Here is a 25930-nt window from a genome sequence, read left to right on the forward strand (position 1 = left end):
AAAATCAATAAAAATGAAAAATCTATTTCAATATCTAAGTATCGCGCTTATTGCCGTGTTTGGCTTGCAAATGCAGGCACAGAACCAAAGAGACCTTGACAATTACAGGTTTCCTGACCAAAGAGGAATCAACATGTTTGAAGCCCCTAAAGACACAACTTCTACTTTTGACGGTGTTCACGTAAGAGTTGGGGGAGCCTCTACTATCCAGTTTCAGGCATTGTCCCAGGAAAATGAAGGACCGGTGCAATTAACAGAGCTTGGTAACAACTTTAACCTGGCAACTGCCAACCTTGATCTTGATGTTGCTCTTTATGATGGTGTAAGAATGCACCTTAGAACCTACCTTTCTTCTCAACACCACACAGAATCTTATGTAAAGGGAGGTTATATTCAGATCGACAAACTGGACTTTATTAGTGAAGGTTTTGCTGAAGATCTTATGGAACACCTGAGAATTAAGATAGGTCACATGGAAAACAACTATGGTGACGGTCACTTCAGAAGAACTGATAACGCAATGGCCCTTTACAACCCGTTTGTTGGAAACTACCTTATGGATGCCTTTACTACCGAAGTTGGTGCTGAATTATACTACTTCAATAACGGATGGTTAGGTATGCTTGGAGCAACCAACGGTAAACTGAACCAAAACGTTACAGATAAAGACCAAACAAGCCCGTCTTTCCTTGCAAAACTAGGATATGATAGCTATCTTAATGATGATTTCAGATTTAGATTAACAGGATCTTTATTCCACAGTGCTCACAACAATGCCAGAGGTATTTACCTTTACAGTGGTGACCGTGCAGGATCTCGTTACTACACCGTGATGAATGGTACTCTTGACGGGGAATCTGTAGGAGATTCCTTCAGAGCAGGTAGAATTAACCCTGATCTTAAGAATGAAATGACTGCTTTTATGATCAACCCGTTCTTTAAATATAAAGGATTAGAATTCTTCGGAATGTTCGAATCTGCTACAGGTAAAGCTAAAAATGAAACTGACACCAGAACCTGGAACCAGTATTCCGGAGAGCTTATCTACAGATTTGGAGCCGATGAGGACCTGTACCTTGGAGGAAGATACAATGTAGTTAGTGGAGAACTGGCTACCGGAGAAGATGTTGACATCGACCGCTTCCAGGTATCTGCAGGGTACTTTATGACCAAGAACATCCTGATGAAACTTGAATATGTAACTCAAAGTTATGACGGATATCCTGTAACTGACATCCACAACGAAGGTAAATTCGACGGATTGATGCTTGAAGCAGCTATTAGCTTCTAAAACAAAATAGTTTGATTAGCCATATATAGTGGGGGAGCGAAACCTCCCCCATTTTTTTAAATACTAAGATTATGAAAAGATTGTTGGTGCTGAGTTTATTCTTAATTAGCGGGCTAATAGTACATGCACAGGAGAACTACACTAACACCAGCGTGCAAATTCTCCCCCAAAGTAAACTTACCATAAAAGGAGATACCAACATTAAAGACTTCGAGTGCGAATTCAACACTGCAAATCTCGAAGAAAACAAAAACATTGAATACACGCATACCGGCAAAGGCATAAGCTTTAAAAATGCTGTACTCTGCCTGGATAACTTAGGCTTCGATTGCGGAAACAGAGGTATTAATGAAGATTTCAGAGACCTGATACAGGCCGAAAAATATCCTGAGATCCTTCTGAAATTAAACGAGATAAACCTTGAAAACCCCAAGCTGGCAGAAGCCAAAGTGACCATCTTCATCGCCGGAAAAAGTAGAAGATATGTGGTCCCGGTAAATATTGTGGATGACTCTATCCCCTACTTTAAGGGAAAGCTAACCCTCAACATTAAAGATTTTGATCTGGAAGCTCCAAAGAAGGCCCTGGGCCTTATCGTGGTAAAAGAAGAAATTGAAGTGAATTTCAATTTAAGCGTAGCAAAATAAAGCAGATGTTCCAACTTAGCCTCAATATAGTTTCGGCTGAAGAAGCCGTTTCAGGTATTAAATCTGGCCAGCGTATATTCTTCCAGGGTGCGGCAATGACCCCCAATATCCTAATCGATGCGCTGTGCGACCGATACCGGGAATTGCAGAATATCGAGATCATACAGATCCACACCGAAGGAGATGCCACCTGGACCAGGATGCCATACAGCGAATCTTTTATTACAAACACCTGCTTTGTGGGAAACAATGTTCGAAAAGCCGTAAACTCAGGCCACGGGGCATATATTCCTATATTCTTAAGCGAAGTAAACCTGCTGTTCCGACGGAATATCCTGCCACTTGATGTAGCGTTTATCCAGGTTTCACCTCCAGACAAGCACGGCTATTGCTCTCTGGGACTTTCGGTAGATGTAACATTACCGGCCATTCAAACAGCCAAAAAGGTGATTGCTCAAATAAACCCTCAGGTACCACGAACCCACGGCGATGGAATAATTCATATAAACCAGATAGATGCAGCCGTAGAGGTCGACTATCCTTTACACTCTCATATTTTTACCTCTCCAACAGACGTTGAGAGGCAGATAGGCAGAAATGTAGCCGAACTTATTGAGGACGGTGCCACCCTCCAAATGGGAATTGGAGGCATCCCTAATGTGGTCTTAAACAATCTCACCAATCATAAACGCCTTGGCATTCATACCGAAATGTTCTCTGACGGGGTTCTACCCTTAATCGAAAAAGGAGTTATTACCGGGGAAGATAAGAAGGTAAAAACCGGAAAAATGGTAACCTGCTTCTCTATTGGTTCCCCAAAATTATACGACTTTCTGGATGATAATCCGCTCGTTCATTTTAAGGAAGCAGCTTACACCAACGATACTGCCATCATAAGGCAAAACCCCAAGGTAACTGCCATAAACAGCGCCATAGAGATAGACCTCACCGGCCAGGTTTGCGCAGATACCATCGGGAAATATCAATATTCCGGGGTTGGCGGCCAAATGGATTTTATAAGAGGCGCTGCGCTTTCTGAAGGCGGAAAAGCCATCATTGCAATGCCTTCGGTTACCAAAAACGGCCTTTCTAAAATCGTCCCTTCCCTTCAGCAGGGAGCAGGGGTAACCACCACAAGGGCACATGTTCATTATATAGCCACCGAATATGGCGTGGTTAACCTCTTCGGAAAAAATCTTGAACAACGCGCAAAAGCACTAATATCGATAGCTCACCCAGATCACAGAGAGCAACTTGAAAAAGAAGCCTTCGAGAGGCTTAACACATAATTTTAGGAGTTCTAAGGGAGAAAATCTTGCCGAGTCTTCTTATTTTTAAGGTTGTCTTGCTAAGCCTGTCCCTTAAAAGGACGGGCTTGGCCTTGATGCCTTTAAAATAATCCATTAATATAAAAACAGGAATTATGAAAAGCAGCTTTAGTGAAATTATAAATAGTGAAACACCGGTCCTGGTAGATTTCCATGCCGATTGGTGTGGCCCCTGCAAAATGCTGGCTCCCATCCTTAAGGAAGCCAAGGCCAGTCTAGGAGACCAGGTAAAAATCGTGAAGATTGATGTAGACCGCAACCAGGAACTGGCAGGAAAATACCAGGTTAGAGGAGTCCCCACGATGATACTTTTCAAGAACGGCCAGCAGGTTTGGCGCCAGTCGGGAGTCCTTCAGAAAGACGACATAATCAATGTAGTGAAGTCCCATTCCTGATTGTTGAAAATTTGCTTAACCTGATCTGAATCATAAAAAAAGAACGGATCTCATCCTAATTTTACCTTTCAGTTAAAAGTGAAATTATTATGAGACTCTATCAGAATTTACTTGAAGATTTTAAAGAAATGTACCTTGGTTATGCCGCCCTGGCGATAATTGCTTCGAGCTGCCTGGGATCTGTGGCAGCAATGATGGTACTTATGAAGGGGAATTCATTGCTCAATATGGGCGAGCTCTTCATAATTGTAGCGGTTTGTATGGGTTACAACACAACTGTGCTGGCACAACTAAAACCCAAGACCGTTTTTAACAGTTTAATTTTAAGCATTGGCGTAAGCCTGCTGTTTATAATAATCAACCTTTTTTAGCCCTATGAGCAAACCTGATCTCCGGGACCGTGAAGACATACAACTCCTTGTAAACCGGTTTTATGAGAAAGTAAGAGCAAATGAAGAAATAGGTCACTTTTTCAACAATTCCATACTGGATTGGGAAGAGCATCTTGAAAAACTAACGGATTTTTGGGAAAGCAACCTGCTATTTGTTTCCAAATATTCCGGAAACCCTAAAAGGGCTCATATAGATGTAGATTCCAGATCCGGCAATAAGATAAATGAAAAGCATTTCGGTACCTGGCTTAACCTATGGATAGACACCCTGGATGAGTTATTTGAAGGGGAGCTTACCGAACGCGCAAAACATAATGCCAGAAAAATGGCAACGCATCTTCATATAAGTATATTTCAGGCCAGGACCTCTTAAAAAAACCGGGCTTACCCGTGCAATACCAGGACAGGAAGTTTATTGCTGATTGCGGTACACACCCCATAACGACTATGGAGCAGGCGGTCGCATACGCTAAGGTTTTTCCCAAGTATCACGATCATATTGAATTTTCGCTGCATTTCCAGTAAAAGCTCTTCATTACAGATAGCTGACTCATCAACTTCCATAAACTTCACCTTTCCGGGGCTCAGCTGATTGGCCATCATATCCCGGGGGGTCTCCACAGGTATAGGTTTTTTAACACTGCCTGTAAGTTCAAGGACAGTAATTTTAGCTTCCTTTACAATGGCAGGATTATCGAAGAACCGAAAGATCTTATCCTCAAAACTGGCTGAATAATCTATTGGCAGCACCAGTTTCTCAGGCTTAGAATATTCACTGCCTTCAGAAACGGCCAGCAAATTACAGCGTATTTTCCTGATAATCTCATAAGTATGATGTCCTAAAATGGCATTCTGGGGATATTCCCTGCCCGCAGCTCCCATCACAATAAGATCTATCTTCTTTTCGTGGACATATCTCCGGGTAGAATTTACCAGGTTTTCTTCTGAAAAATAAGCCTGAAAAGTATGTTTCTTATTAGGGGTTAGTTTCTTAAGATTATCTATCTCCTGTTCAAGCTTTTCCAGAGCGAGCCCCTTTTTCTCTTTCGCGTAATCCTCAGCCTCTCCCTTAAAATTTAAGGTCTCAATATTGAGCAGAAAGAAGCTAGCAGGTACATTTTCGAGAAAACGTAATGCATACGATGCAGCATTATGGGCCACTTTAGAAAAATCTGTCAGAATTAGGACATTCATCTGCATAGGTTCAGTTATTCTATGCGAAATTACTTGACCTATGCTAGCGGAAAAATGACCAAAGTCAGTTCTCTGCTAAATAGCCTATTGGCCTATGAGATACTCTTAAGTGCTTCGGAGTCCATCAGCTTGATATTTCTCCCCTCGATCTCGATAAGTCCTTCTTTTTTAAAATCGGAAAGTGTTCTGATAAGGCTTTCAGGCGCCATCCCGGCAACCCCGGCCAGATCGGCTCTCGAGATCCTGATGCTTTTTAAAGGATGCTTCTTTATTTTCTCGGCAAACAGAAGAATAGTATTGGCAGTTTTCTTACGAACCGAGCCATAAGCCATATCCATAAGTTGTTGCTTCACGCCCATCAGGTTGTTACTCAAAATCTCAACAAGCTCGAGGGTCACCCTTCCGTTGTTGGCCAGAATTTTATGTAATTCTTCCTTGGAAACCGTATATAACTCGGCGTCTTCCATAGCAGTTGCATACTCCTCATAAGCATTACTATTATTGTTAAACGCCGTATTTCCGAAAAAATCATCTTCTTTATAAAGTTCGGTGATCAGCTCTTTTCCCTGGCGATCTATACGATGGGCCTTTACAACTCCTCTTTTAACCAGATAGAAGAAATTAGATTGTTTGCCCGCTTCATAAATCACACTTCCGGATTTGAATTTTTGCAATTCATATTCACTCAGCAAACTCCTGAGGTCTTCCAGGTTATTAAGCGAAGAATCTTTAGCCTCCGGTTCCTTCTTTTTCCTGGCATTAAGAATAGCCACTTTTGCAAGACGGCTTTCAATAGCACTAAGCAGGTCTTCTTCCTCAAAAGGCTTGGTAAGATAATCGTCTGCACCAAGATCCATTCCCTTCCTGATGTCCTTATGTTCGGTTTTAGCCGAAAGGAAGATAAAAGGGATATTGGCAGTTTCAGAATTTCCGGATAATGCCTGGAGCACTCCGTATCCGTCCATTTCCGGCATCATAATATCACAAACAATGATATCGGGAATGCTATGTTTTGCCTTCTCTACTCCCAATTTACCATTAGACGCGGTAATAACCTCATAATTGGAAAGCTCCAGTAATTCGGCCGTATTTTCTCTAACCGTTACATCGTCCTCAATTAACAATATTTTCTTCATGGTGTTAAAATTGGTAATTCTACTCTAAATTTAGTGCCTTTGTTTTCTTCGCTGGTGAAACTGATATTTCCGCCAAGATTCTCCAGATGGGTCTTCGAAATATTCAATCCTATCCCAGTTCCCTGATTCAGGACCGCATTTTCTGCCCTGAAATATCGTTCAAAAATATGTTTCTGATCTTTTTCCGGAATGCCCATCCCCTGATCCTGTACCTCAAAGACGATTCGCCTGTCATCTACATCCACATCAAATTTTATGGTAGTATCTTCAGGAGAGTATTTAATGGAATTACTTAGCAAATTAGAAAGAATAAGCTCCAGGATCTTTTCATCCTGATACAGCATCATATCTTCAATCTCCCGGGGATACTGGATCTCCTGGCCGTTTTTAAGGGTGACATTGGCATTGTAGACCACCTCGTTAATCATCCTTTTCAAACTGAAATTTGAATACTTATACTGGCCGTTTCCGCTTTCGAGCCTTTCTATAGAAAGGAAATCATTCAAGATGTTATTCAGGTAATGCACTTTGTTTCTGATAGTCCCCAGGTGCTTTTCCCTTTTTTCCTGATGGTCTTCCAGTTTATATTTTTCTATTAATGTGGCCGAAGTAAGGATCCCACTTAGCGGAGTTTTAAATTCGTGGGAAACAAGAGAGAGGAATTTAGTTTTCAGTTCATTCAATTCCTTCTCCTTCTGTAAGGCACTTTTTATGCGCTTTTCGGCAGCCTTTCGCCTTTTTATTTCACTTTCGAGATTCTTATTAAGTTTCTTCAGTTCCTCTACGCTCTCCTGCAGCTCATTGGTTCTGATCCTTATCTTATCTTCAAGATGAGAATTGAGCTCCCTTATCTGGCGCTGAGTCTCCTTTCTAACACTAATATCTATCACCAAAGACATCACATAACGCTCTCCCTCAATTTCAAAAGGATTAAGTCCCGCTTCAACCGGGAAACGCGTGCCGTCTTTTTTGATACCGTATAGATCACGCCCGTGGCCCATTTGCCGCGAGGCACTATGATCCATAAACTCATTAAAGTGCTGACCGTGATTAGCGTGGTATTTGGGTGGTATTAAAATATTAAGCGGCTTAGCCTCAAGTTCGCCATGACCATACCCAAACATAGCTTCAGCAGCCTTGTTGCAGGCAATAATCCTTTGACCGGCATCTACTACAATAATCCCTTCTGATGCCGCTTCAAAAAGAATATTGAAGACATTCTTATTCTTAAAAAACTTGTTTTTCAACACAATGCGAACTTTATCAGATTAATTTTTCCGCCTCACGAATTTACGAAAGCTCATCTTATTATCAAGCCTTAGATTTTCGAAAAGTTAATTATATTTTTACAATGAAAGGTTCAGGTAAATTAAAAAAACAAAGGCACAATGGGAAATCATCCTTATAGAAAACGGAATTTTACTCATAAAAAAACCCGAACTGCATAGTTCGGGTTTTTACATTTTGTTGGCCTACTAGGGCTCGAACCTAGACTCTTCTGGACCAAAACCAGACGTGTTGCCAGTTACACCATAGGCCAATGCTTAAATGCGGATGCAAATTTAAAACAAACTTTTTGTTACACAAATTTTTTATTGAAAAATCGATGATTTTTTTCAGGCCTTTTTTGACCGGATTTGGACCTATATCATCCCGAAATCTCCAGACCTCACATTTTCAGCAGTTTTAAAAAATAAACGCTTTTAAACTACGTTACTAAAGCATTCCCATATTTATTATTAAATTCGCCACTCAGGATACAACATTACTACAAAATGACAGATTTCAACTTTGGAAAGTGGAGTAAGATACTCGGATGGATAGTATTTTTTATCGCACTTACCACTTACACCGCTACCCTGGAACCAACAGCCAGCTTCTGGGATGCCGGAGAATATATTGCTACAGCTGCAAATCTTGAAGTAGGTCACCCTCCGGGAGCCCCTTTCTACCAGATGATGGGAGCTTTCTTTGCTACCTTCGCAACCGATGCCGATCAGGTGGCACTAATGGTCAACTTTATGTCCGGACTCGCCAGCGCCTTCACCATCCTGTTTATGTTCTGGTCCTTATGTATGCTTATTTTAAAGATCGCAGGCCCAAGGGAAAATATGAGCAGCAGTGGCAAGATCGCGGTTTTAGGAAGCGCAGCCGTTGGAGCACTTAGTTTCACGTTCACTGACAGTTTCTGGTTCAGCGCCGTAGAAGCCGAAGTATATGCTATGGCTTCCTGCTTTATGTCTGTACTGTTCTATCTTGGCCTTCTATGGGAGAGAGATATGTTTAACCTCAGGGGAAACCGCTGGCTAATCCTAATATCCCTTGTTGTCGGATTATCATTCGGGGTGCATTTTATGGCCCTGCTAACCCTCCCGGCAATAGGCTTCTTATACTTCTTCAAAAACTATAAAAAGGTAACTGCTAAGAATTTTATAATTGCCAATATTGTAGTAGTTGCAGTACTCTTATTCATATTTAAGCTGCTCCTGCCTTATACCCTAACCTTTTTCGCTGCTTCTGAAGTTTTCTTCACTAACTCGGTTGGGCTGCCTTTTAACTCGGGAACCATTATAGCCTTTCTGGTTATAGTCGCTGCTTTTTATTACGGAATAACCTATACTAGAAAGAAGAATTATTTTCAGCTAAACACCCTACTGCTTTGCATCCTTTTTATCCTGATAGGTTTTTCAAGCTGGATAATGCTTCCGGTACGCTCTAACGCACCAACAATCATTAACGAGAACAGTCCGGATAACGCCAGGGAACTTCTGGCCTATTACAACAGGGAACAATATGGCGAAACCCATCTTTTTTACGGCCCTCAGTTCTCTGAAATGTATTCCGGTCTGGACCCTGATAATCCTTATGAGGACGCCAAGCCTAAATATGAAAAAGACGAAGAGCTCGGAAAGTATGTGATCGTAAACGATTACAAGAACGCCAAGCAAAACCTTGACGACAGCCACAAAGCGCTGCTTCCAAGAATGTGGAGCGGAGACCACGCGGCAAATTATATGGAATTCACAGGTCCGCTGGACTTTACCATAAAACCCGAATACCAGAACGAACAAAGGCTGGTGAATGCCATCAACGATTTTAAGAATAAGTATTCACAGGGGCGAATGGATAACACCGATTATCACAACTTCCTGAAACAATTCGGCAACTACCTGAATGTGGAAAAGCCTTCCGCAGCCGCTAACTTTGCTTACCTGCTGGAATACCAGATTGGTTATATGTACTGGCGCTACTTTATGTGGAATTTCGTGGGCCGCCAGGATGATGTTCAGGGAAAATATACCGACCTTAACGGGAACTGGTTAAGCGGAATAGATTTCATAGACAAGATGCACCTCGGGCCACAGGAAAACCTGCCAAGTGACATTAAAAACAACAAAGCCAGGAACACTTATTATTTCCTTCCATTAATATTAGGCTTAATAGGCCTGGTTTTTCAGTTTAATAAAGACAAGAATAACTTCTGGGTCTTACTGGTATTCTTCCTGTTCACGGGGATCGCCCTTAAGATCTACCTCAACGAACGACCATTCGAGCCGCGCGAGAGAGATTATGCGCTCGTTGGTTCCTTTTATGTCTTTGCTATTTGGATAGGCTTTGGGGTTTATGCCCTATATGATATGATCAAGCAGTATATAAAACCTAAGATCGCTGCGCCGGTGGCAATTGTGGTATCGCTACTTGCAGTGCCGACCTTACTGGCTTCTGAAAACTGGGATGATCACGACCGTTCGGGACGCTACACAGCCCGAGCTATGGCTAAAATGTACCTGGATTCGGTAGACGAGAACGGTATTATCTTTACCATTGGTGACAATGACACGTTTGCTCTCTGGTATGCCCAGCAGGTAGAACACTACCGTACCGATGTTAGGGTGATAAACACCAGCCTTTTCGCGACCGACTGGTATATAGATCAGATGAAGCGAAAAGCCTTCGATAGCGACCCTATTCCTTCTCAGTTCGAACAAGACGATTACTACGGAAAAAATGACGCGGTCTTCTTTAGAGAAATTACCCAGGACACCATTAGCCTGAAGACCTGGCTCAATTATGTACAGAATGATGACCCAAGAACTAAAGCTGAGCTTCAAAGCGGGCAAATGGTAAATACCTTCCCGTCCAAATACGTAAAGATCCCTGTAGATAAACAGACCGTACTGGAGAACGGGATAGTTAACGAAAAAAATGCCGGTAAGATCGAGGATGAGATAATTCTGGAGATAGGTAGTCAGATCATATATAAAAACAGGTTGCTGATGCTGGATATCCTCGCAAACAACAACTGGGAAAGACCTATCTACTTTACCGGCGGGAGCTTTAAAGACGAAGACTATCTTTGGCTGAAAGACTACCTTCAGCTGGAAGGCGTAGCCTATAAACTGGTCCCTATAAAAACCCCGGTAAACCCCCGAAATCCTTTTGATATGGGTAGGATCAATACCGATAAGATGTATAATATCGTGAAGAACTGGGACTGGGGCAATATGGGAGATCCGGATATTTATCACGATCCCGAAACCCGCAAGAACTCTATTACTTACCGAAGCAATCTCGCAAGGCTGGTAGAAAACCTTCTTAACGAAGGTGACACTGCAAGAGCCGAAGAGATACTTGACCTCGGGATGGAAAAAATGCCTGTAGATTACTATGGTTATTACACTCTTCTGGAGCCATTCATCAACGGCTACTATCAGGTTGGTGAAAAGGAAAAAGCCCGGGAGCTGTGGAATAAAGTTGCCACTAAATACCAGGAAAGCCTGGAATACTACAGCAGTTGGGATGTAGACAGGCAGTATCGTTTTGCCGATGAGATCATTACAGATATAGAACGTTACAGAGGCCTGGTAGACCTTCTTGTTATGAACCAGGATGAAAAGCTGGTAAAGGAGAAGGCTGAAGAATTCAACAGTTATTTACGTCTCTTCCGTCATTTCTATAGCGAAGACGAAGAAATGGATGCTGAACCTCTTCCCGAAGAGGAACTTCTGGATGAAGGAATAAACAGCGAATTAAACCCCTCAGGAGAAAACGACTCGTTAAGGATAGATTCTACGGAAGAGTCTTCTGAATAAACTTTACAATTCATACTTTTACTCAAAGGCAGTTTTTCATTGCGAAATACTGCCTTTGAAGTTTAAAACAGAAATTACAAACTCTTAGTATGAGCCGTTTTTTGGCCAAATATCCAGCTGTTCTTAAGTGGCTCTACCCTAACAGGCTCTCACGCCTGAACACCAGAAAAACCATCTATCTCACTTTTGATGACGGTCCTGTCCCTGAGGTTACTCCCTGGGTGCTGGAGCAACTTAAAAAACACCAGGCTAAAGCCACTTTCTTCTGTATAGGTGAGAATATTAAAAAACATCCTGAAGTCTACAAGGCTGTTTTAGCTGAAGGTCATAAAACGGCCAACCACACCTACAATCATTTTGACGGCTGGAAGACAGGACTACAGGATTATATAAAAAATACACAAAAGACAGAGGAATTACTAAAGCAACCTGAAGAAAACAAGCTCTTCAGGCCCCCCTTCGGAAAGATCAAAAACAATCAGGCATCTGAACTGGTTAAAGAAGGGTATAAAATAGTAATGTGGGATGTGATAAGCTGGGATTTTAACGGGAAAACCTCAGCCGAAGACTGCCTTGAAAATGTACTTAAGCATACCGTAGAAGGAAGTATTATCGTTTTTCACGACAGCCTGAAAGCAAAAAAGAACCTTGAAGTAGTATTGCCACAGGTCCTGAAATATTATTCAGAAAAAGGAATGAATTTCGAAAGTCTCTAAAGATATTCCTTAAGCAGACCAATAAGGGTATTGGCATCCTGCTCTCCGCTTTGCCTCCACTTCATCTCACCAGATTTGTAGATCATTAAGGTGGGAAGACCTTTTACTCTAAGAGCTTCGGCTAACTGGGAGTTTTTATCCACATCTATCTTGATCACCTTAGCCTTGTCACCCATAGCGGCTGCAACATCTCTTAATACAGGATGCATAGAATTTGAAGCTTCATTCCATTCGGTATAAAAATCTAATAAGACCGGAATGTTTAAATCTACTAATTCACCAAATTTTGACATAAAATCAAGCTTTAATTTTAATTAGATCTTATACCTGAGTAAATCAAGCATAATCAAATATAGTAATTTCTTGTTATTAAGCGGGTTTAGAGCCTTTCTTAAGTTCTATCACGCTTATCTCCGGCCAAATCCCAACACGTCCCGGATAGGCCAGAAATCCGAAACCGCGGTTTACATTTATGTATCTGCCGAACTCCTCATAGATTCCGGCCCAGTGTTTATACCTGTATTGCACGGGACTCCACCTGAACCAACCGGGTATCTCTATCCCGAACTGCATTCCGTGGGTGTGCCCGCTTAGAGTTAGATGGTAATGCTTCGGGTCGTTTTTCACTTTCTCCTCCCAATGAGACGGATCGTGGCTCAAAAGGATCTTAAATTCTGAATCGGAAAGTCCTTCCCCGGCTTTATCCAGGTCGCCTTTTTTCTTGAAGCCTCCGGCACCCCAGTTTTCAACTCCAACAAGCGCTATTCGCTGTCCGTCTTTTTCGAGGAAAGTATGCTCGTTAAGGAGCAGGTTCCACCCCATTTCTTTATGAGTATCCTTCAATCGGCGCAGATTTTCTTCTTTCGCCTCTTCACTCCCCCAGTCTTTATAATCTCCGTAATCGTGGTTCCCTAAAACGGAATAGACTCCGTCTTTTGCCTTAACCGAAGAAAAAAGCTCCTTCCAGCCTTCCATTTCAGAAGCTTCATTATTCACAAGGTCTCCAGTAAAGAAAACCGCATCGGTATCCTGCTCCCTAAGCAGATCTACCCCGTAACTTATCTTATTCTTATCATCAAAACTTCCGCTGTGAATATCGCTGATCTGGGCAATCCGGTACCCGTCAAAAGCATCGGGAAGATCATCAAAATACAGGGTATATTTCAGCACCCTGAAGTCGTATTTTCCCTTGTACATGCCGTAGAGGATAGATGCGAAAGGAATTGCTGCGAGCCCGAGGGCTACGGTACTTAAAAATTTTCTTCGCGAAGGGATAGAGAAACTTTCTGAAGGACCATAAAAACGTTGAAAAGCAGCCACTGGCATTCGCACAATATCTTCCCCCAGCATCATTACCGCAAGCACGATCTTCATCACGAAAAAGGCCAGGAAAATGCCAATTGCCATTCCGCGTCCTCCTCCAAAAGAGCCATCCCCCGAAGGCTGGTTAAACTGGTAGAAAAGATTCCCGATCACGATAGCCGAGATCACAAAGTAAATAATACCTACCCAGATGTTCCTGGAAAAGCTCCTAACAGCCTGGTAGCCATAAATATCTATAAAAATGTAAAAAGCGATGAGAATAATCCAGCGCATGGAGAATATAATTTTAGTGCGAATATACTTTTAACCAGAACTTTAACACAAGTGTTTACCAATTCTTTAACTCTTGTATATAGTCGTAAAACAACTGTTTATCTTAATTTTTAATCCCTTAATTATGTGAGAACGGTCATTAATCTATAAAATTTGATAGTTATTTGGTTTAAAGCTATATTTCAAACTTGAAGTTTTTAAACCCAAATCCTTTCCAGCAAAGATGAAACGACGACACTTCCTAAAAGCCTCAGGACTAACAGGAGCCGCTTTAAGCGCCGGCCCTTCGGTATTCGCTTTTACCGATTTCTCTAAAACGAAGATCTCCGGCAAACCAAACCCGATTTGTGTGGCTACCTGGAACTTTCACAAGGCCAGTAAGAAGGCAGGTGAAATGCTGTACGAAGGGGCTTCTGCCCTGGATTCGGTTGAACAGGGAGTGAGGGTTGAAGAAGGGAACATAAAAAACACCACTGTAGGAAATGGCGGAGCCCCGGACCGTGACGGAAATGTCACACTGGATGCCAGCATTATGGCTCCTTCGGGTGAATGCGGAAGCGTGGTTTATTTAAAGAATATCGCCCATCCTGTTTCGGTTGCACGCAAGGTGATGGAAGAGACCCCTCACGTAATGCTCGCAGGAGAGGGCGCTCTGCAGTTTGCGATTCAGCAGGGCTTCAAAAAGCAGAACTTATTAACCGAAGAATCGGAAAAAGCCTGGAAAGAGTGGCTTAAAAAGAAAGAATACAAGCCCATCATTAATATTGAGAACCACGACACCATCGGGATGCTTTGTATAGATGAAGCCGGGGATATTGCCGGAGCCTGTACTACTTCCGGACTGGCTTATAAAATGAACGGCCGTGTGGGCGATTCGCCTATCATAGGTGCCGGGTTGTACCTGGACAATGAAATTGGTGGCGCTGTTGCCACGGGAATGGGCGAGGCTGTAATGAAAAGCGTAGGCAGTTTCCTGATCGTCGAGCTGATGAGACAGGGAAAATCTCCACAGCAAGCCTGCGAGATCGCCATTAAGAGAATTATCGAGAAGAATTCAAATTACAAGGATTTTCAGGTTGCTTTTCTGGCACTGAACAAAGAAGGAGAAGTCGGCTCTTTCTGCATCCACAAAGGCTTCACCTATGTTAAATATCAGAACAAGGAAAACACCAATACCCCAAGTGAATATTATATCTAATCTACCAGCTAACTAAAATGAACCAAAAAAAATCTTACCGCACAGCATTCATCTTCTTAACCGTCTTATTCTTCCTCTGGGGTTTTATCACCGTACTGGTCGATTCTCTTATTCCACGCTTAAAGGAGGTTTTCACCCTCACTTATTTCCAGGCAGGGATGGTACAATTCGCCTTTTTTGGCGCTTATTTCCTGTTATCCATACCGGCAGGGTATATCCTGTCCAAGATAGGGTATAAAAAAGGGATCATCCTGGGACTGGTCACTATGGCCGCGGGATGCCTGCTCTTTTACCCCGCTGCCTCCTACAGGATCTTCGGGGTCTTTATGCTGGGATATTTTATCCTCGCCGGGGGGATCACTATCCTCCAGGTGGCTGCAAACCCTTATGTCACCATTTTAGGCCCTGAAAAGACCGCCTCCAGCCGGCTCAACCTCTCCCAGGCCTTCAATTCGCTGGGAACTGCTATCGCTCCTGCTATTGGTGCCCTTTTTATTCTGAAGGACAAAGTGAAAAGCAGCGGCGAGATCGAAATGCTGGACGAAGCCCAGAAACAAACCTATTATGCCTCTGAAGCCGCTGCCGTACAGGAACCATTTCTCGGGATAACGGCCTTTATCGGAGTTATCGCCCTGGTATTTTTCTTCGTGAACCTTCCAAAGGTGGGAGACAAAGAAGCTTCAAATAATTATGCAAGTGTTCTTAAAAACAGAAACCTTATCCTGGGTGCGCTTGGTATTTTCTTCTATGTGGGCGCCGAGGTGGCCCTGGGAAGTTATATGGTGAATTATTTCCTTAGCCTCGACCTTGCCGACACGGTAAGGGAAACCGGAATAATGAGAACCATCGCGGAAGCCATCCTGAATTCAGGGATTTCAACTTCAAGCGATATGGCCATTGTTGGAGTATTCGTCACCTTTTACTGGACAGGAGCAATGATAGGAAGATTCATAGGTTCTTACCTCACCAAGATCATCAACCCGGCAGTGGTATTAAGCGTGTTTGCAAGTTGCGCCATCCTGATGATCCTGATCTCCAACCTTTCGGTAGGACTGGTGGCGATGTGGACCATAATCGCCGTGGGACTTTTCAACTCGATAATGTTCCCGACCATTTTCAGTCTTGCTCTGGACGGACTTGGAGATGACAAGCCGCAAGGATCAGGGATCTTATGTACAATGATCGTGGGAGGCGCGGTGATCCCGCCGGCTTACGGATTCCTGACCGACACCTTCAATTTCAACATCGCCCTTATCCTTGTGATGTGCTGTTATGGCTACATCCTCTTCTACGGATACAGGAATAAACGCAAACAGATAAGCATTTAAAATCACAAAAAGCCGCTCATAAAATTGAGCGGCTTTTCTGTATGTATGAGTTTATCTTTGTAGTTTTGGGATATTCTGAAAAAATAATATTCCAAAATATATGTCTGCTCAAAAACGCCTTTTTCTTGTTGATGCCTATGCCCTGATCTTTAGGGGATACTATGCTTTTATCAAAAACCCGAGGATCAATTCCAAAGGCTTCGACGTTTCAGCCATAATGGGGTTTATGAATTCCCTTTTCGATGTGATACGCCGAGAAAAACCCGATCATTTAGCGGTGTGTTTTGACAAGGACGGAAGCGAGGTAAGAACCGAGCTTTTCAGCGAATACAAAGCACACAGGGATGCCACTCCCGAACCTATAAAAGACGGAATTCCTTATATTCAGGACATTCTTAAAGCGATGCATATTCCGGTGGTGGAATTACCCGGTTGTGAAGCCGATGATATTATAGGGACTCTTGCCCAGCAGGCCGAGAAAGAAGGCTATAAAGTATATATGGTTACACCAGACAAGGATTTTGCCCAGCTGGTGACCGAGAACATCTTTATGTACCGTCCCGCCAGAATGGGGAACGGGATCGAGATCTGGGGGATTCCCGAGGTTCAGAAGAAATTTGAGGTAGAAAGACCCGAGCAGGTGATAGATTTCCTCGGAATGATGGGAGATGCAGTAGACAATATCCCGGGACTTCCGGGCGTAGGTGAAAAAACCGCGAAGAAATTCCTGAAGCAATTCGGAAGTATGGAAGAGCTTCTTGCCAATACCGACCAGCTGAAGGGAAAGATGAAGGAAAAGGTGGAAGAGCACGCCGAACAGGGAAGAATGTCCAAGCAACTTGCAGCCATCCTGACCGATTGCGAGGTGACCTTCCACGCTGAAGATTATGAACTTTCCAAGCCCGATGCCGAAAAGGTAGTTAAAATCTTTGATGAGCTGGAATTCCGAAGACTTAAGGACCAGTTCATCAAATTATTCAGCGGCGAGGCAGAAGAAGAAACACAAACCCAGGTCACCAATTCACCTTCTGCTAAGAAAAATGCGAAAGTAGCCGGCTCCGGACAGTTCTCCTTATTCAATGAAGGAGAAGCCGAAAAACTTGAAAGCAGTTCAGGCAGAAAAACACTGGAAACCACTTCTCACGTTTATCAAAGCGTAAATACAGAACTGGCGAGAAAACTCTTCCTTGAAAAACTGATGAAGCAGAAAAGCGTGTGTTTTGATACCGAAACCACCAGCCTGAACCCGTTGGAAGCCGAACTTGTTGGGATCGCATTTTCCTGGGACACCGGAAAAGGCTATTACCTTCCTTTCCCCGAAGATCAAAAAGAAGCCCAGAAACTTATTGAAGAACTGCGCCCTTTCTTCGAATCTGAAGAAATCGAAAAAACAGGACAGAACCTGAAATACGATATCAAGGTCCTGGCTAAATATAATATCAAGGTTGAAGGTCCGCTTTTTGACACGATGATCGCGCACTACCTGATCAACCCCGATATGCGGCATAATATGGATGTGCTGGCGGAAACCTACCTCAACTACACGCCGCAGCCAATTTCTGAGCTTATCGGTAAAAAAGGAAAGAATCAGAAGTCGATGCGGGACGTTGCCCTGGACAAGCAAACCGAATACGCCAATGAGGATGCCGATATCACCCTTCAGCTAAAGCACTTCTTTGACAAGGAACTGCAGGAGGCCAACACGCGCAAGCTCTTCGACGAAATTGAGATCCCCCTGGTAAAAGTTCTTGCTGCAATGGAACTGGAAGGCATCAAACTGGACGAAAAATACCTCGCTTCCCTTTCCGAAGCCCTTGAAAATGACATCAAGGAACTGGAACAAAAGATCTATGCCGAGGCGGGAGAAGAATTCAAGATCAGCTCCCCAAAGCAGCTGGGAGTTATCCTTTTCGAAAAAATGGCCATTGCAAAGAAGCCTAAAAAGACTAAAACCGGCCAGTATTCAACAAGCGAAGATGTGCTCTCGGCTCACGCCAAAGACAACCCGATCATTCAGCACGTGCTGGATTACCGCGGGCTTGTAAAACTTCAGAATACCTATGTGGACGCCTTGCCTGGTCAGGTGGAAAAAACCACCGGCCGCGTGCATACCGATTATGTACAGACCATAGCTGCCACGGGAAGACTGAGCTCGAACAATCCCAACCTTCAGAACATTCCAATCAGGACTGAAAGAGGAAGACAAGTGCGAAAAGCCTTTGTACCCAGAGATGAAAATTACACTTTGCTGGCTGCCGATTATTCCCAGATTGAGCTTAGAATTATCGCTGCGCTAAGCAACGAAGAGAATATGATAAAAGCCTTCCGTGAAGGAGAGGATATTCACGCTTCTACCGCGGCGAAAGTCTTCAATGTTCCTTTAGAAGAGGTGACAAGAGAACAAAGGAGCAATGCCAAAACGGTGAATTTCGGGATCATCTACGGGGTTTCTGCTTTCGGGTTGAGCAACCAGACCAGCCTGAGCCGCTCAGAAGCTAAAGAGCTTATAGACACCTATTATAAAACCTACCCGAAACTCAGCAATTTCATCCACGACCAGGTGGAATTCGCAAGGGAACACGGGTACGTGCAAACCATTTTAGGACGCAGAAGGTACCTGAAGGATATCAACTCCAGAAATGCAATGGTGAGGGGAGCCGCAGAAAGGAACGCGGTAAACGCCCCGATTCAGGGAAGCGCCGCCGACATTATCAAACTGGCAATGATCAACATTTATCGTAAACTGGAAAAAGGAGACTACAAGACTAAAATGCTGCTGCAGGTACATGATGAACTGGTGTTTGATGCATACAAGGAAGAACTTCCGGAAATCAGCAAACTCATAAAAGAAGAAATGGAGAACGCCTACAAAATGGAGGTCCCATTAGATGTGGAATTAGGCACCGGAGACAACTGGCTGGAAGCGCACTAATTTCGGAGAAGATTATTGTGGAGACATAGTTGGGAGCAACCACACTTCCCAACTATGTACCACAACCTACCACCAATTTATAATATAAATCTGTAAGTTGCCTTGATCAGAAAAGTATTCGTCGGCTTTTGCCTAAGCAACTGGTTATTTACTATTGAATTAATTCCGTTATCCACATTTCCCATCCCGTTTATTCCCTGGGACCATACCAGGTAAATTTCAGATCCGGGAATATATTCCCAACGCGCTACAAGGTTCGACCTGAATTGCACAAAAGCGAAATCGGGATTTTTGATCATATAATCGGTAATATTATCCCTGTTCTCATCTACCAGGTAAGTATCATTTTCGAATGACACCTGCTCCTCGTCAAACCAGGCGACCCGATCATTAAGGTCTTTTGCCACAGGATCCAGCACATAATTCAGATTGGAATAATCTGCCTTAAAAATATAGGGCTGCCCATAATATTGAATAGTGAGATTAGGGTTAATGTTATAGTTAAGCCTGAAGGTAGCACTCAGGGTTTCCTGGTCGATCTCCCCAAGGATGTACCTGGCATTATCCTCAAAAGATCGCTCGGCAACATACTGGGTCTTATTAGGATTTTTGGCAAAGCTAAGATCCAGAGACAGGCTCATAGAATTAAGAGGCTGGTAATTTAAGCCGGCCCTGTATTCCCTGAACCGGAAATTGTCCTGAGTCGCATCAGAGTGAATATAACCCACTTTTCCGAATAGCTTTTTAGTCTGATCACTACCCACGAAAGCATAGAAGTAATCTTCCTCGTTGTATCTCCAGCGCGGACCTCCTCTCAGGAAACTATTAATAAAGATCCGGGGTTTATGCGCTCCCCCGATCTCCGTCCACCAGTTGTTCTTATAATTCATAAAAGCCTGAAGCTCGTAATGTGTCCTGTTATGATTGCCCTCAAAATCGAAAGAGGTAGATTGCTCCAATACTATATGAGCCCTTCGGTATAAATCTGTTGGCTTATTGAACAGTCTTATAATCCCGGCATACTGTTTTATTTCATCGGCCTGTCTTAAAAAACCGATATCGTTCAGCTCCAGTTCAGGCGAGAGCCACTTTCCTCCAAGCTTATATCGCCAGTTATCTCCTCCGCCTTTCCCAAATTCCAGACGCCCTCCTGTTCCGGTAAGGGAGGTTCTTTCTGGGTCTACTTCAACGTGATCTGCATCTGTTCTCTGGAATAAATGCACTATGGAATTCTGGGTATCTGCAATAGCCTCCTCACTTCCTTTCACCTTACTTATCACCGCACTACCTTCCAGGTAATAGGTACGCTCTTTCCAGTTATGTTTAAAATCAAGGCCGCCAGAATATGCCTCATTATGAAGCATAGGCAGATTATTCTCAAGGTTACGATGGGTAGCGGTAAACATCCCTCCTATATAACTGTTGCGATCGTTAAAATCTTTCTGAAGCCTGCCCACGAAGTAATTGGTAAGCGGTTCCACCAACTCCTCCCGCTCCTCACCATCTTCACCAATCACATCGGCAAATTCATTTGCCGTTAGTGATTCCAGCACGCCAATGGTCCAGCCGTCTTCAGTTTTCCCGCTGAATTTCGCAGCACCGAGAATGGTGGTATTATTAGGCTGATCTACATAAGCCGTATTGGGGCCGTAGGCACTTCCCTGCGGAGTACGTCCGATCCTTCTTGAAAAGAAAAGGTTATCCTGGGTGTCGGCAAAGCTATAATCGAAAACACTTTTGTTTTCCACAAAAAAGGGCCTGCGCTCTTCAAAGAAGATCTCGAAACCATCGAGAGAAACAGCACCCGGATCGGCTTCTACCTGTCCAAAATCAGGATTTATGGTCAGGTCTACGGTAAGGTCGTTGGTGACTCCTATTTTGGCGTCCAGCCCCGCCGTAAGCTCTCCATCTTCCCCTGTTTTAAAAGGGTTTCCCTTTTCAGCTTCATAAGAATTGAATCGCCCCACGGAATAAGGCTGGATCTCCAGTTGCTTCTGAGGTTTTAAGTTTTTCAGCCCTCTTAATTCTCCGAAAGAACTCACCCAGCCAGCCGGATTTGCCGGCACAGGCTGCCAGGTTGAACGCTCCCCTTTCTCAAAGACCAGCCTGGTAGACTGAATTCCCCAAACCTGCTCCTGTTCATTACCGAACCTTAACTGACTTAAAGGGATCTTCACTTCAGCGGTCCAGCCCTCATCATCCAGGTTGGTACTCATATACCAGATAGGGTTCCAGCTAGGATCAAAATTTCCGTTATTTGAAATGAACTCGTCACCTTTCACCCCGCTGGCAGAAATGGTAAACGAAAATGCAGTTCGGTCATCATTATAACTGTCTATATTCAGCTCTACCCAATCTCCGGGAAAATCGTCCCTTCTCCCCATACGCTGAACAATACTTTCGGGATCGGCATAACACCTGAAAGCCACATAAAGGTTCTTATCATCATAGACGATCTTCATTTTAGTCTCCTCTGCAGGGGCTGTATTATTATCAGGCTCAAATTCCTTGTAATTCCCAGACCATTCTACGGCTTCCCAGGCTGCTTCCTCGATAAGCCCGTCTATTTCTATTGCTTCGCCGGAAATTGAAGAAGTAGTATAAGTTCTTTGCAGAAAATCTGTATCGGGATCAATTTCAGCCTCCGGTATTGAACTTCCCTGAGAATGAACATTTACGGTGAAGAGTGAAAAGAAAATAAAGAAAAGGCTGGCGGTTTTGATGATGTGCATTTGTAAATTTTGATGATTGATGACATTTATAAGACTTCCAAAAAGCTGATATGTGACAGAATCCTTTCGATTTTAAGTTTTTTTTAACAAGTCAAGTATTCCCAATAAAAAAGCCCCCAACTATTATAGCGGGGGCTTGCTTCACTTAAACTAAATTATATTAAGACATTAATTCACTTTGGTATATTCCAAAGCAAGTATCCTTATATGCGATGCGTGAGTATCCCCGGGATCGTCTACATATTGTTGTGATTCGAATTTAGTAACCTCAAAGCCAAAAGTTGTTTCGGTCTGGGTGATCTGTTTCCTGTTGGTATAAATATTTCCGTCAATATTCAGGTCCATTACCAGTTCATCGCCTTCAACCCTCCAGATGCCCGTATCGGTACGATCTGCAGTACAGGCAAATTCGTCACCGTTAGGTCCGGCTCTGAAATCGAGCTTGGAATTCGTGGTAGAGAGGGTTCCGTCATCATTAAAGACAACCCCCATATTATCGAAGCAGGCTGTTTCTAACAACAAATTGTAATTCCCGGTACCATCTCCATTAAGGTCTACAAGAGTATCGGCTTCCATAGTGCTCACCTTCCATTCTCCTACAAGAGAATTTCTGTCTATACTTGCGGTAAAATTTCCGACTTCAGGAGATTCTTGCTGGATCATTGCACTTTCAGGCTCGCAGCTTGTAAGTATGCTCGCACCGAGCAGCAGCCCGGCTAAAGCCTTAATTGAGAGTAGGTTATTCATAGCTTTTTTCAATTTTTCTAATGCAAACTTATAAAAGCTAAATGGTTTTTATGAAATTTTTAACACATTAATTTACCGTTAATCGTTGTTTATGTGCCTTTTATCGATTGGAATAAGAGCGGCTATTCCTTAAAATTGTAAGAGTTGGAGCGAATTTCCATTTGAGGAAGTTCCTTAGGATTTTTAGCGAAAAAGGAAATTTAAATCCCACTGAGAACCAGCACTTTCGAAGCCATTAAATTAATTAATATCATATTTGCTATATGAATTTATAATTGTACATTTGCAGCCCTGTTTTCCCGATTGAATTTTCGGGAATACGGGAATGGAATGTTTAATAATAAGTAAAATTAATTAGTGTGGACACATTAAGCTACAAAACAGTATCAGCCAACAAGGCTACCGTATCCAAAGAATGGGTGCACGTGGATGCTGAAGGACAGACGCTGGGCCGCCTTGCATCAAAAGTAGCCAAGCTACTAAGAGGTAAGCACAAGCCTGATTTCACCCCACACGTTGATTGTGGTGACAACGTAGTAATTACGAACGCCGAGAAGATCAACTTAACCGGAAAAAAATGGGATGCAAAATCTTACATCCGTCACACCGGTTACCCAGGGGGACAAAAAAGTTTAACGGCAGCCGAGTTGCTAGAAAAAGCTCCTGAACGTCTTGTTGAAAAGGCAGTTAAAGGAATGCTACCAAAGAACAAACTTGGAGCTGACCTATTCAGAAATTTAAAGGTTTATGTAGGACCTGATCACGATCAGGAAGCTCAAAAACCTAAAACGATTAACTTAAACGATCTTAAGTAATGGAGGTTATTCACAAAATTGGCCGTAGAAAAACGGCAGTTGCACGGGTATACGTTTCTGAAGGAAAAGGAAACATGACCGTAAACAAAAAAGATCTTAAGGATTACTTCACTACAGCTACGCTTCAGTACAAAGTAAATCAACCACTCAACCTTACAGGTAACGACAACGCATTTGATGTGAAGATCAATGTGTATGGTGGTGGAATTACCGGACAGGCAGAAGCTGTACGTCTTGCGCTTTCCAGAGCAATGGTAGAGTTGGATGACGAGAACAGAAGCACCCTTAAACCAGAAGGTTTATTAACGAGAGACCCAAGAATGGTGGAACGTAAGAAATACGGTCAGAAGAAAGCCCGTAAACAATTCCAGTTCTCTAAACGTTAATTTTTACCGGGTATTTACCCGAAAAGTTCATTTAAAATTAAATTTTTTGTTGTTATCCATTCATCAGTTCAGGCCACGCCTGTTCGAATGGAGTTAGTTTAGCATCTAAACGCACAGGGCCGTACTATTAAGTAGCCACCTGTGGGTTGCTATCTTCAACAGAACGTAAACTATTACAAAAATGGCAAACAAAGTAGAAGTAAAAGAATTACTTGATGCAGGTGTACATTTTGGACACCTAACCAGACGATGGAACCCAAATATGGCCCCATATATCTATATGGAGCGTAACGGGATTCATATTATCAACTTATATAAGAGTGCTGCCAAAATGCAGGAAGCCGGAGAGGCTCTTCAAAAGATCGCAGCCAGTGGTAGAAAAATCCTTTTCGTAGCCACTAAAAAACAAGCTAAAGAAATAGTAGCTGAACAAGCAGAAAAGGCGAATATGCCTTACATTACCGAGCGCTGGCCCGGTGGTATGCTTACCAACTTCGTAACTATCCGTAAAGCCGTTAAGAAAATGGCTTCTATCGATAGAATGAAGAAAGACGGTACTTTCAACACCCTTTCTAAGAAAGAGCGTTTACAGGTAGATCGTTTAAGAGCTAAGCTTGACAAGAACTTAGGTTCTATTTCTGATATGACCAGATTGCCTGGTGCATTGTTTGTAGTTGATATCACTCGTGAACATATCGCTATTAAAGAAGCTCAAAAATTAAACATTCCAATTTTTGCAATGGTAGATACCAACTCCGATCCTCGTGAGGTGGAGTATGTTATCCCTGCAAACGATGATGCTTCAAAATCTATCAACAAGGTAGTATCTTATGTTTCTGATACTATCGTTGAAGGTTTGTCTGAAAGAAAAGCCAACAAAGATTCTAAGAAGAAAGAAGAAAAAGCTGCCAAGGAAGAAAAAGCAGCGAAAGCTTCTAAATCTAAGAAAGACGCCGAAGTACCTTCTAAAGACGCTGAAGACAAAAAAGCGATGAAAGAAGCTAAAAAGGACGTGAAGCTTGAATCTAAAAAGGAAACTTTAGACAAAGCTTCTTCAAACGAAGAAGAATAAAATAACATTTTGGTAAATTTTATGAGTCGTTTAGTTGCTTTCATTATACTTAACTAAACGACTCATTCATTCTAAAAAACAAATACTATGGCTAAGATAACCGCCGCAGAAGTTAACAAATTAAGAAAAGCTACCGGTGCCGGTATGATGGATTGCAAGAAGGCACTTGTAGAAGTTGATGGTGATTTTGACAAGGCTATTGAAGTTCTTCGTAAAAAAGGACAAAAAGTAGCAGCTAAGAGAGCTGACAGGGATTCTTCAGAAGGTGCTGCAATTGCTAAAACCAATGCAGACAACACTAAAGGAGCTATCATTTCACTTAACTGTGAGACCGATTTCGTTGCCAAGAACGACGATTTCGTAAACCTTGCTAACGACCTTGCTGAACTTGCTCTTAACTACGCGACTAAAGAAGAACTTTTAGCTGCTGAGTACAAAGGGATCACTGTTCAGGAGAAACTTACTGAGCAAACAGGTGTTATCGGAGAGAAGATCGAGATAGGTGCATTCAAAACTCTTGAAGCTCCATTCGTAGGATCTTACATCCATGCTGGTAACAAGATCGCTGTTGTAACCGGTCTTTCTAAGAACGTAGACGGTGCCGAAGAGATCGCTAAAGATGTTTCTATGCAGGCTGCAGCTATGAATCCTATCGCCCTTAACGAAGAAGGTGTAGACCAGGAGACTATCGACAAAGAGATCGAGATCGCTAAAGATACACTTCGTCAGGAAGGGAAGCCTGAAGAAATGCTTGACAAGATCGCTCAAGGTAAGATCAAGCGTTACTTCAAGGACAACACCCTTGTTAACCAGGCTTTCATCAAAGACAGCAAACAAAGCGTTGCAGATTACGTAAAAACTGCAGATTCTGAACTTACAGTAGTAGGTTTTGAAAGAGTTGCTCTTGGAGAGTAATTCCGTTTTATAATTAT

General features: G+C 42.8%; 22 protein-coding genes and 1 tRNA gene. 15 read left to right on the top strand and 8 right to left on the bottom strand.

Features of this window, described 5'->3' with window-relative positions; translation table 11 throughout:
* Positions 1–13 precede the first annotated feature (13 nt).
* The 6 genes from ACFQ3Q_RS00735 to ACFQ3Q_RS00760 all read left to right on the top strand — a co-directional run bounded on the left by ACFQ3Q_RS00735 (position 14) and on the right by ACFQ3Q_RS00760 (position 4426).
* Positions 14–1291 (top strand): hypothetical protein, encoded by a 1278-nt coding sequence (locus ACFQ3Q_RS00735; protein ID WP_380741955.1) that lies wholly within the window; start codon positions 14–16, stop codon positions 1289–1291.
* A 71-nt stretch (positions 1292–1362) separates the two neighbouring features.
* Complete coding sequence (locus ACFQ3Q_RS00740; RefSeq protein WP_380741957.1) at positions 1363–1938, top strand: YceI family protein; 576 nt, start codon at positions 1363–1365, stop codon at positions 1936–1938.
* A 5-nt stretch (positions 1939–1943) separates the two neighbouring features.
* Positions 1944–3227 (top strand): acetyl-CoA hydrolase/transferase family protein, encoded by a 1284-nt coding sequence (locus tag ACFQ3Q_RS00745; protein WP_380741959.1) that lies wholly within the window; start codon positions 1944–1946, stop codon positions 3225–3227.
* Between the two features lie 134 nt (positions 3228–3361).
* Positions 3362–3661: a thioredoxin gene (gene trxA / locus ACFQ3Q_RS00750; protein ID WP_380741961.1), complete on the top strand. Its 300-nt coding sequence runs from the start codon at positions 3362–3364 to the stop codon at positions 3659–3661.
* A gap of 89 nt (positions 3662–3750) precedes the next feature.
* A complete protein-coding gene (locus tag ACFQ3Q_RS00755) occupies positions 3751–4032 on the top strand; it encodes a hypothetical protein (RefSeq protein ID WP_380741963.1) in 282 nt (93 codons plus the stop codon).
* A 4-nt stretch (positions 4033–4036) separates the two neighbouring features.
* Positions 4037–4426 carry a group III truncated hemoglobin gene (locus ACFQ3Q_RS00760; RefSeq protein ID WP_380741965.1) on the top strand — a complete coding sequence of 130 codons (390 nt, stop codon included), beginning with the start codon at positions 4037–4039 and terminating at the stop codon, positions 4424–4426.
* 11 nt (positions 4427–4437) lie between these two features.
* Here the strand turns inward: ACFQ3Q_RS00760 and ACFQ3Q_RS00765 are convergent, their stop codons facing one another.
* The 4 genes from ACFQ3Q_RS00765 to ACFQ3Q_RS00780 all read right to left on the bottom strand — a co-directional run bounded on the left by ACFQ3Q_RS00765 (position 4438) and on the right by ACFQ3Q_RS00780 (position 7923).
* Entirely contained in the window at positions 4438–5247 is an 810-nt protein-coding gene (locus tag ACFQ3Q_RS00765; RefSeq protein ID WP_380741967.1) for a universal stress protein, read from the bottom strand.
* 92 nt (positions 5248–5339) lie between these two features.
* The gene (locus tag ACFQ3Q_RS00770) at positions 5340–6383 is read right to left on the bottom strand and encodes a response regulator (protein ID WP_380741969.1); all 1044 of its coding nucleotides are present in this window, start codon (positions 6381–6383) and stop codon (positions 5340–5342) included.
* On the bottom strand, positions 6380–7630 hold the full coding sequence (locus ACFQ3Q_RS00775; RefSeq protein ID WP_380741971.1) for a PAS domain-containing sensor histidine kinase: 1251 nt from the start codon (positions 7628–7630) through the stop codon (positions 6380–6382). The genes ACFQ3Q_RS00770 and ACFQ3Q_RS00775 overlap by 4 nt, the downstream gene beginning before the upstream one ends.
* A gap of 220 nt (positions 7631–7850) precedes the next feature.
* A tRNA-Gln gene (locus tag ACFQ3Q_RS00780) sits at positions 7851–7923 on the bottom strand.
* A 235-nt stretch (positions 7924–8158) separates the two neighbouring features.
* Here ACFQ3Q_RS00780 and ACFQ3Q_RS00785 point away from each other — a divergent pair.
* The gene (locus ACFQ3Q_RS00785; RefSeq protein ID WP_380741973.1) at positions 8159–11476 is read left to right on the top strand and encodes a glycosyltransferase family 117 protein; all 3318 of its coding nucleotides are present in this window, start codon (positions 8159–8161) and stop codon (positions 11474–11476) included.
* An 89-nt stretch (positions 11477–11565) separates the two neighbouring features.
* On the top strand, positions 11566–12192 hold the full coding sequence (locus ACFQ3Q_RS00790; RefSeq protein WP_380741975.1) for a polysaccharide deacetylase family protein: 627 nt from the start codon (positions 11566–11568) through the stop codon (positions 12190–12192).
* On the opposite strand, the gene ACFQ3Q_RS00795 is transcribed toward ACFQ3Q_RS00790, so the two are convergent.
* Both ACFQ3Q_RS00795 and ACFQ3Q_RS00800 read right to left on the bottom strand, forming a co-directional pair.
* Entirely contained in the window at positions 12189–12485 is a 297-nt protein-coding gene (locus ACFQ3Q_RS00795) for a thioredoxin family protein (protein ID WP_380741977.1), read from the bottom strand. The genes ACFQ3Q_RS00790 and ACFQ3Q_RS00795 overlap by 4 nt on opposite strands.
* Before the next feature lie 76 nt (positions 12486–12561).
* A complete protein-coding gene (locus ACFQ3Q_RS00800) occupies positions 12562–13788 on the bottom strand; it encodes a metallophosphoesterase (RefSeq protein ID WP_380741979.1) in 1227 nt (408 codons plus the stop codon).
* 223 nt (positions 13789–14011) lie between these two features.
* Here ACFQ3Q_RS00800 and ACFQ3Q_RS00805 point away from each other — a divergent pair, with 223 nt between their 5' ends.
* The 3 genes from ACFQ3Q_RS00805 (at position 14012) to polA (ending at position 19246) form a co-directional block, all read left to right on the top strand.
* A complete protein-coding gene (locus ACFQ3Q_RS00805) occupies positions 14012–14986 on the top strand; it encodes an isoaspartyl peptidase/L-asparaginase (protein ID WP_380741980.1) in 975 nt (324 codons plus the stop codon).
* A gap of 17 nt (positions 14987–15003) precedes the next feature.
* Positions 15004–16314, top strand: coding sequence for a sugar MFS transporter (locus ACFQ3Q_RS00810; protein ID WP_380741982.1), 1311 nt, complete (start codon positions 15004–15006; stop codon positions 16312–16314).
* A 100-nt stretch (positions 16315–16414) separates the two neighbouring features.
* On the top strand, positions 16415–19246 hold the full coding sequence (gene polA / locus ACFQ3Q_RS00815) for a DNA polymerase I (protein WP_380741984.1): 2832 nt from the start codon (positions 16415–16417) through the stop codon (positions 19244–19246).
* Positions 19247–19323: 77 nt separating this feature from the next.
* Here polA and ACFQ3Q_RS00820 read toward each other — a convergent pair whose 3' ends face one another.
* Positions 19324–21978, bottom strand: a complete 2655-nt coding sequence (locus ACFQ3Q_RS00820) for a DUF5916 domain-containing protein (RefSeq protein WP_380741986.1) — start codon at positions 21976–21978, stop codon at positions 19324–19326.
* Between the two features lie 168 nt (positions 21979–22146).
* Positions 22147–22725 carry a DUF5004 domain-containing protein gene (locus tag ACFQ3Q_RS00825; RefSeq protein WP_380741988.1) on the bottom strand — a complete coding sequence of 193 codons (579 nt, stop codon included), beginning with the start codon at positions 22723–22725 and terminating at the stop codon, positions 22147–22149.
* A 359-nt stretch (positions 22726–23084) separates the two neighbouring features.
* Here ACFQ3Q_RS00825 and rplM point away from each other — a divergent pair, with 359 nt between their 5' ends.
* The 4 genes from rplM to tsf all read left to right on the top strand — a co-directional run bounded on the left by rplM (position 23085) and on the right by tsf (position 25913).
* Positions 23085–23540, top strand: coding sequence for a 50S ribosomal protein L13 (rplM, locus tag ACFQ3Q_RS00830; RefSeq protein WP_380741990.1), 456 nt, complete (start codon positions 23085–23087; stop codon positions 23538–23540).
* Entirely contained in the window at positions 23540–23926 is a 387-nt protein-coding gene (gene rpsI, locus ACFQ3Q_RS00835) for a 30S ribosomal protein S9 (protein WP_380741992.1), read from the top strand. Before rplM ends, rpsI begins: the two co-directional genes overlap by 1 nt.
* Positions 23927–24107: 181 nt before the next feature.
* Entirely contained in the window at positions 24108–24998 is an 891-nt protein-coding gene (gene rpsB / locus ACFQ3Q_RS00840) for a 30S ribosomal protein S2 (RefSeq protein ID WP_380741993.1), read from the top strand.
* An 87-nt stretch (positions 24999–25085) separates the two neighbouring features.
* The gene (gene tsf / locus ACFQ3Q_RS00845; protein ID WP_380741995.1) at positions 25086–25913 is read left to right on the top strand and encodes a translation elongation factor Ts; all 828 of its coding nucleotides are present in this window, start codon (positions 25086–25088) and stop codon (positions 25911–25913) included.
* Positions 25914–25930: the final 17 nt, after the last annotated feature.

This window comes from Salegentibacter chungangensis, assembly GCF_042678405.1.
Lineage (GTDB): Bacteria > Bacteroidota > Bacteroidia > Flavobacteriales > Flavobacteriaceae > Salegentibacter_A > Salegentibacter_A chungangensis.

What these genes read in the sequence shown, in the direction of transcription:
- ACFQ3Q_RS00735 (WP_380741955.1), top strand. Translation starts at nt 14, where the DNA reads ATGAAAAATCTATTTCAATATCTAAGTATCGCGCTTATTGCCGTGTTT.
- ACFQ3Q_RS00740 (WP_380741957.1), top strand. Translation starts at nt 1,363, where the DNA reads ATGAAAAGATTGTTGGTGCTGAGTTTATTCTTAATTAGCGGGCTAATA.
- ACFQ3Q_RS00745 (WP_380741959.1), top strand. Translation starts at nt 1,944, where the DNA reads ATGTTCCAACTTAGCCTCAATATAGTTTCGGCTGAAGAAGCCGTTTCA.
- trxA (WP_380741961.1), top strand. Translation starts at nt 3,362, where the DNA reads ATGAAAAGCAGCTTTAGTGAAATTATAAATAGTGAAACACCGGTCCTG.
- ACFQ3Q_RS00755 (WP_380741963.1), top strand. Translation starts at nt 3,751, where the DNA reads ATGAGACTCTATCAGAATTTACTTGAAGATTTTAAAGAAATGTACCTT.
- ACFQ3Q_RS00760 (WP_380741965.1), top strand. Translation starts at nt 4,037, where the DNA reads ATGAGCAAACCTGATCTCCGGGACCGTGAAGACATACAACTCCTTGTA.
- ACFQ3Q_RS00765 (WP_380741967.1), bottom strand. Translation starts at nt 5,247, where the DNA reads ATGAATGTCCTAATTCTGACAGATTTTTCTAAAGTGGCCCATAATGCT.
- ACFQ3Q_RS00770 (WP_380741969.1), bottom strand. Translation starts at nt 6,383, where the DNA reads ATGAAGAAAATATTGTTAATTGAGGACGATGTAACGGTTAGAGAAAAT.
- ACFQ3Q_RS00785 (WP_380741973.1), top strand. Translation starts at nt 8,159, where the DNA reads ATGACAGATTTCAACTTTGGAAAGTGGAGTAAGATACTCGGATGGATA.
- ACFQ3Q_RS00790 (WP_380741975.1), top strand. Translation starts at nt 11,566, where the DNA reads ATGAGCCGTTTTTTGGCCAAATATCCAGCTGTTCTTAAGTGGCTCTAC.
- ACFQ3Q_RS00795 (WP_380741977.1), bottom strand. Translation starts at nt 12,485, where the DNA reads ATGTCAAAATTTGGTGAATTAGTAGATTTAAACATTCCGGTCTTATTA.
- ACFQ3Q_RS00800 (WP_380741979.1), bottom strand. Translation starts at nt 13,788, where the DNA reads ATGCGCTGGATTATTCTCATCGCTTTTTACATTTTTATAGATATTTAT.
- ACFQ3Q_RS00805 (WP_380741980.1), top strand. Translation starts at nt 14,012, where the DNA reads ATGAAACGACGACACTTCCTAAAAGCCTCAGGACTAACAGGAGCCGCT.
- ACFQ3Q_RS00810 (WP_380741982.1), top strand. Translation starts at nt 15,004, where the DNA reads ATGAACCAAAAAAAATCTTACCGCACAGCATTCATCTTCTTAACCGTC.
- polA (WP_380741984.1), top strand. Translation starts at nt 16,415, where the DNA reads ATGTCTGCTCAAAAACGCCTTTTTCTTGTTGATGCCTATGCCCTGATC.
- ACFQ3Q_RS00820 (WP_380741986.1), bottom strand. Translation starts at nt 21,978, where the DNA reads ATGCACATCATCAAAACCGCCAGCCTTTTCTTTATTTTCTTTTCACTC.
- ACFQ3Q_RS00825 (WP_380741988.1), bottom strand. Translation starts at nt 22,725, where the DNA reads ATGAATAACCTACTCTCAATTAAGGCTTTAGCCGGGCTGCTGCTCGGT.
- rpsI (WP_380741992.1), top strand. Translation starts at nt 23,540, where the DNA reads ATGGAGGTTATTCACAAAATTGGCCGTAGAAAAACGGCAGTTGCACGG.
- rpsB (WP_380741993.1), top strand. Translation starts at nt 24,108, where the DNA reads ATGGCAAACAAAGTAGAAGTAAAAGAATTACTTGATGCAGGTGTACAT.
- tsf (WP_380741995.1), top strand. Translation starts at nt 25,086, where the DNA reads ATGGCTAAGATAACCGCCGCAGAAGTTAACAAATTAAGAAAAGCTACC.